At 68.8% G+C, this 8,313-nt stretch carries 6 protein-coding genes; 4 read left to right on the top strand and 2 right to left on the bottom strand.

What is annotated here, in order from left to right; translation table 11 throughout:
• The coding region (locus NNI01S_RS25420) for an NAD-glutamate dehydrogenase domain-containing protein (RefSeq protein WP_174554495.1) at positions 1–1,504 on the top strand (1,504 nt) is incomplete at its 5' end.
• A gap of 36 nt (positions 1,505–1,540) precedes the next feature.
• On the opposite strand, the gene NNI01S_RS25415 is transcribed toward NNI01S_RS25420, so the two are convergent.
• Entirely contained in the window at positions 1,541–2,602 is a 1,062-nt protein-coding gene (locus tag NNI01S_RS25415) for an SPFH domain-containing protein (RefSeq protein ID WP_063022652.1), read from the bottom strand.
• A gap of 212 nt (positions 2,603–2,814) precedes the next feature.
• Here NNI01S_RS25415 and NNI01S_RS25410 point away from each other — a divergent pair, with 212 nt between their 5' ends.
• Positions 2,815–4,356: an amino acid permease gene (locus NNI01S_RS25410; RefSeq protein ID WP_063022651.1), complete on the top strand. Its 1,542-nt coding sequence runs from the start codon at positions 2,815–2,817 to the stop codon at positions 4,354–4,356.
• A 189-nt stretch (positions 4,357–4,545) separates the two neighbouring features.
• On the top strand, positions 4,546–6,927 hold the full coding sequence (locus tag NNI01S_RS25405) for a serine/threonine-protein kinase (protein ID WP_435825136.1): 2,382 nt from the start codon (positions 4,546–4,548) through the stop codon (positions 6,925–6,927).
• Between the two features lie 6 nt (positions 6,928–6,933).
• On the opposite strand, the gene NNI01S_RS25400 is transcribed toward NNI01S_RS25405, so the two are convergent.
• Positions 6,934–7,290, bottom strand: coding sequence for a DUF1707 SHOCT-like domain-containing protein (locus NNI01S_RS25400; RefSeq protein ID WP_063917659.1), 357 nt, complete (start codon positions 7,288–7,290; stop codon positions 6,934–6,936).
• Between the two features lie 205 nt (positions 7,291–7,495).
• Here NNI01S_RS25400 and NNI01S_RS25395 point away from each other — a divergent pair, with 205 nt between their 5' ends.
• Entirely contained in the window at positions 7,496–8,230 is a 735-nt protein-coding gene (locus NNI01S_RS25395) for a MerR family transcriptional regulator (RefSeq protein ID WP_063022648.1), read from the top strand.
• The last annotated feature ends 83 nt before the right edge of the window (positions 8,231–8,313 follow it).

Below are 8,313 nucleotides of genomic sequence, written 5' to 3'. Positions count from 1 at the left end.
CGCGGTCCGGGTGAACGCCGATAAGTTGCGGGTCAAGGTGATCGGTGAGGGCGGCAACCTGGGCGCGACAGCGCTGGGCCGGATCGAGTTCTGCCGCAACGGCGGACGCATGAACACCGACGCGCTGGACAACTCGGCGGGCGTGGACTGCTCCGACCACGAGGTCAACATCAAGATCCTGCTCGACGCCGTGGTTTCCAGCGGTGAGCTGCCCCTCGACGAGCGCAATCCCTTGCTCGCCTCGATGACCGACGAGGTCTCCGATCTGGTGCTGCGCGACAACATCTCGCAGAACTTCCGGCTCGGTATGTCGCGGGCCGACGCGGCGGGCATGTCGGGAGTACACGGCAGGATGATCAACGACCTCGAACAGCGTCGTGGCCTGGACCGCGAGCTGGAGGCACTGCCGACCGAAGCGGAGCTGGCTCGCCGCGCGGCCGAAGGGACCGGCCTCACCTCGCCCGAGCTGGCGAATCTCATGGCGCACGTGAAGCTCTCGCTCAAGGCGGATCTGCTGGCCGGCGATCTGCTCGACAGCGCGGCGTTCGCGTCGGTGCTGCCCGCCTACTTCCCCGCGCCGCTGCGCGAGCGGTTCGCGCAGGCGATCGGCAGGCACCCGCTGCGCCGCGAGATCGTGGCCACCGTCGTGGTCAACGAGATGGTGGACTACGGCGGCATCACCTACGCGTTCCGGCTCGCGGAAGAGGCCGGGGCGACCACCGACGACGCGGTGCGGGCCTACCGGGCGGCGGTGGAGATCTTCGACCTGCACGAGCTGTGGCAGCGGATCAGGCAGACGCCGATGTCCACGGCGGCGCGCAACGAACTGGAGCTGGAGACCAAGCGCACCCTGGACCGGGCCGCACGCTGGCTGCTGTCCAACCGGCCGCAGCCCATCGCCATCGGCGCTGACATCGCCAGGTACCGCGACGGCGTGCGTGCCCTGTCGGTCGAGGTGCCCGGATGGCTGACCGGCTACCTCACCGACGATCTCGCCGAACGCTCGCGGCGGTCGATCGCTCGCGGCGCGCCGCGGGAACTGGCCGAGGAGACATTCGGTCTGATCCACCGCTTCGGGCTGCTGGATGTGCTCGACCTCGCCGATATCGCCGATCGCGACGCCGCGGAGGTCGCGGTGCTGTACTACGCGCTCAACGAGCACTTCCAGATCGAACGGCTGCTGACCGCGGTCGGCAAGCTGGAGCGCGGCGGGCGCTGGCGGGCGCTGGCCCGGCTCGCGGTCCGCGAGGATCTCTACGGTTCGCTGCGGTCGCTCACCCTCGACGTGCTGACCGCGACCGAACCGCAGGACAGCACCGCCGAGAAGATCGCGTACTGGGAGTCGACCAACCGTTCGCGACTGGCCCGAGCGGGTGCGTCACTGGCGCAGATCTTCGCCGCCGAAACGCACGATCTCGCCGCGCTCTCGGTGGCGGCACGGCAGGTCCGCGGCATGGTCAGCGGTGGTGACGCGACGGCCGTCGCGCCGACGGTCGCGGGCTGATCCGGCCGCACGATGCCCGGAGGCAGGCGCTCGGCGTCAGCCTCCGGGCATCGGCGTTCCGCACTCGCCGCAGAACTTGGCGCCGGGAGTCGTTTGCGCCCCGCAGCTCGGGCAGTGCCGCGGTTGCGGCGCGAGGCGCGCCCCGCAGTTCATGCAGAACTTGGCGCCGGCCGGATTCGCGGACTGGCAAGCGGCGCACGAGTTCTGGGGCTGCGCCGGCGCCGCGGCAGGCAGCTGCGGCGCGGGGGAGGGGTTGCCCACCTGGTGGCCGATGGCGTTCAAACTCAACGCCGCGCCGAGGAATCCGCCCTCCATACCGTGGTGGCCGCGCGCGAAGCCCTGGCCCGCGCCGAGTGCGAGCTCGCCCGCGGCATAGCGCTGGAAGTCACCGGTCAGGCTGATGTACTTGACGTCCTTGGCGAGTCGCTTCAGCCGGTCGGCATCCTCCGGCGCCAGGCTGATATCGAAGTTGCCCATGCGCGGGACGCGCAGCCCGTACTCGTAGAGCGCGGTATTGGTCTGGCGCAGTACCGCGCTCTCGATCGGCTGCAATTGCGCCGAAAGCCCGAGTACCGGCCACTCGCCGGCCGCGACGCCCCGGGTCACCGCCATCTTCATGGATTTGAGCAGCAGGTCGGCGCACCAGCTCTGCACCCGATCCTGGTCGGTGAGATCGGCGGTGCCCGCGAGCGCGGTGAGCAGTTCGGTCGGGTCGCGCACGGTCAGGGCGAATTCGCCGAAGACGCGCAGTGTCACCACCTGCTCGCTGACCGGGTCGAGGATGTCGTCGAGCCGGCCGCCGAATCGAATCCCCGGGAACTCCCTCGTGGAGACGAAATACAGTTCGGCGCGGTAGTAGTTGCCGCCGGTGAGGGTGTCGACGAGCGCGCCGAGCACGGGGAGCTCGTCGGCGTCGATGCGGTGGCGCCCCGGGCCCATCGCGGCCACCACCCGCCCGGACTTGACGAAGAGGGCGAGCTGGTCGGCATTGACCAGGGCGCGGCTGTAGCGGCGGATGTTGACGTCCGGCCACTTGTAGACCAGCTGATTCTTGCGGTCCTCGGGGACCGCGATGAATTCCCGTTCGAACCAGGCCATCTGCGCTCCCTCATCCCGTTTGTCCTATTGAGCGTACCGATATCTGGTGGCACGATCAACGAATCCTGCCGCGATCGTCCCTGCTCGGATGCCCTTTTCTCAAAGTTCTTGATGTCCAGCGTGTTACAACATGCCGAACGCTATTGAACGTGCCGCTATGTAACGGTACATTGAGCGAAGTTATGATCGCCGTCACCTGAAAGGCCATCGCCATGACCACAGTTCGACCACCAGCGGATGCGCCCGCGCAGGCTGCCGCGCTCGAAGACGAGGACTCGGGCTACCACAAGTCGCTGCGCCCGCGTCAGCTGCAGATGATCGCGATCGGTGGGGCGATCGGCACCGGCCTGTTCCTCGGCGCGGGTGGCCGACTGGCCAGCGCGGGCCCGGGCCTGTTCATCGTGTACGCCATCTGCGGCGTGTTCGTGTTCTTCATCCTGCGGGCGCTCGGTGAGCTGGTGCTGCATCGCCCCTCCTCGGGATCGTTCGTCTCCTACGCCCGGGAGTTCTACGGCGAGAAACTGGCCTTCGCGGTCGGGTGGATGTACTTCTTCCACTGGTGCATGACCGGGATCGTAGACATCACCGCCATCGCGACATATGTCCATTACTGGGGAGCGTTCGAGGCGATCCCGCAGTGGCTGATCGCCCTGGTCTCGCTCGCGGTCGTGGTGAGCATCAACCTCGTGTCGGTGAAGTGGTTCGGCGAACTCGAGTTCTGGGCCGCGCTGATCAAGGTGGTCGCGCTGGTCACCTTCCTGATCGTGGGCACGGTGTTCCTCGCGGGCCGGTTCAAGGTCGACGGCCAGGTCACCGGCCCGAGTGTCATCGCCGACCACGGCGGGCTGTTCCCGACCGGGTTGCTTCCGCTGGTGCTGGTCACCACCGGCGTCGTCTTCGCTTACGCCGCAGTGGAACTCGTCGGCACCGCGGCCGGTGAGGCGGAGAACCCCGAGAAGATCATGCCGCGCGCGATCAACTCGGTGATCGCCCGGATCGCGCTGTTCTACGTGGGTTCGCTGGTCCTGCTGGCGCTGCTGCTGCCCTACACCGCGTTCAAGAACGGGGAGAGCCCCTTCGTCACCTTCTTCTCGCGGCTGGGTGTGGAAGGCGCGGGCTCGGTGATGAACCTCGTGGTGCTGACCGCGGCGTTCTCCAGCCTGAACGCGGGCCTGTACTCGACCGGTCGCATCCTGCGCTCGATGTCGATGAACGGCAGCGCGCCCAACATCGCGGCGCGGATGTCCCGCGGCGGCGTGCCCTACGTCGGCATTCTCGCCACCGGCGCGGTCGCCCTCATCGGCGTCGGCCTGAACGCGGTGGTGCCGGAGCAGGCCTTCGAGATCGTGCTGAACATGTCGGCGCTGGGCACCATCTTCGCGTGGACCGCGATCGTGGTCTGCCAGCTGCAGCTGTGGCGCTGGTCGCGTACCGGCCGCGCGGAGCGTCCGTCCTTCCGGCTGATCGGCGCGCCGTACACGAGCTTCGCGACGCTGGTGTTCCTGGCGACCGTGGTGCTGCTGATGGCGTTCAGCGACGACCACGTGCAGCGCGGTGCGGTGATCGCGATGCTGGTCATCATGGTTCCCGCGCTGGTGGGCGGCTGGTTCCTCGCCCGCAAGCGGGTGCTGCAGATCGCGGAGATCCGCCAGGGCATCACCGGCCAGTTCCCGGTTCTGGCCGAGCGGCCGCGCCGCGCGACGGGCGAAACGGTAGTGATCCTCGACAAGCCCGACGACGACAACGAAGAGTGAGGCAGTATCCGCCCCGGGCCGCTCGCCCGGGGCGGAACTATTCCCAATGTCGGGAACAACATACGCGCGCATCGACAGGCGGCGGACCAGAATGAAACCGCGATTCAACGGCGGGTCTGAGAGGTTCGTATGCCGGAGCACCCCAGCGCATCCGACCGTCCACTTGCGCATCCGTGGGCGAATCGGCGCATGCGCGGCACCGACGTGCCTCGGCGAACTTCCCACCCCTGGGCAACTCGGCACCTGCTCAAGACCGAGGTACCCCCGAGACTTCCCAACCCGTGGTCGGCACCGCGGACCGTCGACAAACGACGTGCCGTCGCCGTCGACTCGGTGCCCAGCGACGGCGGCCCGCCGACCGGCCGCGACGGCGGGGGCGAGGAAACCATCGGCACCGCCGAGCGGCTGCTGCTCGGCGCACTCGAGTCCGAAGCGGATTCCGGGCGCAGCGCACGCTCGCGTCCGAGCGGGCGAAGATTGGGCGGTGGGCTGGTGTCGATGCCCAAGGTGAGCCCGCTCGATCCGCGCACCGCGGTGATGCAGAACCCGGAAGTGCCCGAGCACAAACGGTTCTGCTGGAAATGTCAGCAGCCGGTCGGCCGCACCGGCCCGGCGGGGCCCGGCGCCGTGGAGGGCGAGTGCGGCCGTTGCGCCTCCCCGTTCAACTTCCGGCCGCTGCTGCAGCCCGGTGAGATGGTCGCCGACCAGTACGAAGTCCAAGGCTGTCTGGCTCACGGCGGACTCGGATGGATCTACCTGGCGGTCGATCGCAACGTCAGCGACCGCTGGGTCGTGCTGAAGGGGTTGCAGAACCCGCTCGACTTCGAGGCGCATGTGGTCGCCCTCGCCGAACGTCAATTCCTGTCGGAGGTGGCGTATCCCGGCATCGTCAAGATCCACAACTTCGTCAAGCACCGTTCCGGGCGCGACGTGGCCGACGGCTACATCGTCATGGAGTACGTCGGCGGGCGCTCGCTCAAACGGATGCTCGATCTGCGTGCCCCGGAGCGCATTCCGGTCTCCGAGGCGATCGCCTTCATGATGGAGATCCTGCCCGCGCTGGACTACCTGCACTCGTTCGGGCTGGCCTACAACGATCTCAAGCCCGACAACATCATGGTCAGCGAGGACGAGGTCAAGCTGATCGACCTCGGCGCGGTCGCCGCGATGGAGTCCTACGGCAGCATCTACGGCACCCCGGGGTACCAAGCGCCCGAGATCACCGAGACCGGTCCCACTGTCGCTTCGGACATCTACACCGTCGGCCGGACACTGGCCGCGCTGGTGCTGGACATGCCCAAGAACGCCGACGGGCACCAACTGCCCGGGATCCCGTCACCGGACGACCAGCCGTTGCTGCGCGACTATCCGGCGCTGCACCGGCTGCTGTGCCGAGCCACCGATCCGGATCCCAAGCGCCGCTTCCCGACCGCCTACGCGATGTACGGCCAGCTCGCCGGCGTCCTGCGCATGGTGCTCGCCTACGACACCGGGAAAGAGCATCCGCAGGCGTCGCTCGAATTCGGCGCCATGCGCGGCGATTTCGGCATCGAGACGTTGATCGGGCAGACCGACGGGATGACCGACGGGCGGCATCGCCTGCCGGCGCTGGACGCGCCGAGCGTCGTCGCGGCGCTGCCGGTGCCGCTGATCGACGGCGAGGACCCCAGCGCCGACCTGCTTTCCACGCTGCTGCACGGCGATCCGAGGCACGCGCTGGACGCGCTGCGCCGCACGGCTGACCGGATCGTCTCCGGGACCATTCCGGAGCCGGAGACGTTCGAACTGGAGGGCACGCTGACCGCGGTGCGCGCGCACCTGGACCTGGGTGAAGTGATCCCCGCGTGCGATCGGCTCGCCGACCTGCGGCCCGACTACGGCACGGACTGGCGCCTGGAGTGGTATTCGGCGGTCGCCGCCCTGCTGGACGGACAGTACGAGCGCGCCTACGAGTACTTCGATCTGGTGCACGGCATGCTGCCCGGGGAGATCGCGCCCGCCCTGGCGCTGGCGGCCACCGCCGAACTCACCCTCCAGCATCTCGGGGATGCCGCGGGCGACCACTGGCATCGGCTCGCCGAGGAGTACTACCGCACCGTGTGGCGGACCAATCACGGCTTGGTGAGCGCGGCCTTCGGCCTGGCCCGCAGGCTCGCCGCCGACGGCGGTTTGCTGGAGGCGGTGGAAGTCCTCGATCAGGTGCCGGAGGCGTCGCGCTACCAGAGCGTGGCGCGCATGACGGGATGTCTGCTGCTGGTCTCGCAACCCATTCCGGAGACCACCGAGGCCGACCTGCTCGAGGCGGCCGCGCGGCTGGACGCCGCGCCGGATGAACCGCGCGCGTTGCAACTCCAGGTCATCGTGGTGGGCGCGGCGCTGGAGTGGGTGCGCGCGGGCGGCGAGGCGGCCGACCCGGACGCGACTCTGCTCGGTTTCCCGTTCACCCTGCTGGGCCTGCAACGCGGACTGGAGTCGAGCCTGCGCGCGCTGGCCCGCATCGCCCCGCATCGTCTGCACCGCTACCGCTTGGTCGACCTGGCCAACTACGTGCGGCCGAAGTCGAGGTGGTGACCGGTCTCAGGTCGTGCGCGCGGTGAGCATGAAAAGCGCTGGCGCGGCCAGGATCACCAGCAGCCACAGCCAGTTGCCGGTGGTCACCGCGAGCACCACCGAGAAGACCACGGCCGCGCCGGCCAGAACGACCAGGCGAGGCAGCGGATTGGCCGGGGTGATCTCGGCCGGGGGCGGTGTGCTGCCCGGCAGATCGGCGAACAACTCGGCCAGTTGTGTCTTGGTGGTCGCGGCCGCGACGGCCGCGCTGAGTTCGTCGAACTCCGTCAGGCTGAGCCGGCCCGTCCCCAGGTGATGGGTCAGCTCGCGCATCGCGCGTTCGCGGTCGGCGAGACTGGCCGGAGAGCCCGCGGATTCACCCATGCCGGAAGGATAGGCGCGGCGGCGGGACCGGGGCGCCGAGGGGATTTCCAGGGGCGGGAAGAAACGGTCGGCGAGTGCGCGGAGCGAGGTGGTTCCGCGCCGCGCACTCAATGTTTGCTGCTATGTCGCTGGAGACCGGTCGGTCGCCCCGGCAATGGCCGCGCACCGGCCGTCGCCCCGTGTTGCGATGTGGTTTCCTTGAGGTATGACTGCGGGTGTGGAGTACACGATCGACGAGCTGGCGCGGGAGGCCGGTACGACCGTGCGCAGCCTGCGCGTCTACCACGAACGCGGTGTGCTGCCGCCCCCTCAGGTGAAGGGGCGGACCGGGTTCTACGGCGCCGACCACCTCAACCGGGTGCGGACCATCAGCAGGTTGCTCGACCGTGGGATCAAACTCAACGGCATCAAGGAGTTGCTCAACGCCTGGGACCGCGGTGACGACCTCGGGGACATCCTCGGTGTCGCCGAGCCGGACGTGGCCGGGGCGCCCGTCGTCGACGTCGGCGACACGATCGCGGCGACCGAACTCGCCGAGCGCTACAGCGACGTGCCCAACGGCCTGGCCCGGGTCGTCGCCGCGGGTCTGTACGAGCCCGTCGACGCGGCGACCTACCGGATCGCTGATCGCCGCCTGGCGCACAGCCTCGACGAGCTGACCGCCGCCGGTGTTCCGGCCGACGACGTGCTCGGCGAGCTGGAGAAACTGCGTGCGGACGCGGAGCGCATCGCCCGGCGCTACGTGGACCTGTTCCGGCGCACCGTCTGGTCGTCGTTCCAGGAGTCCGATCGCGATCCGGCGCAGGCTGCCGAGCTGGCGCGGCGGTTGGAGGCGACCAGGGCCATCCCCGCGGAGACCGCCGCCGAACTCGTGAACCGGCTCGTCGCAAGATATCTCGACCAGGACACCGAGCTCACCGAGGCGTTGCCGGAGAGCTGATCACGCGGCGCGCACCCGGCCGTGCCGAAGTGCTTGTGTTTCAAATTCCCATCACTGGCGATACGTGACAGTAACGTGCCGTT

The organism is Nocardia niwae NBRC 108934 = DSM 45340 (assembly GCF_001613465.1).
GTDB lineage: Bacteria > Actinomycetota > Actinomycetes > Mycobacteriales > Mycobacteriaceae > Nocardia > Nocardia niwae.
Note: the sequence above shows the minus strand (reverse complement) of the source record. Positions and strands in the feature narration are given on the sequence as shown.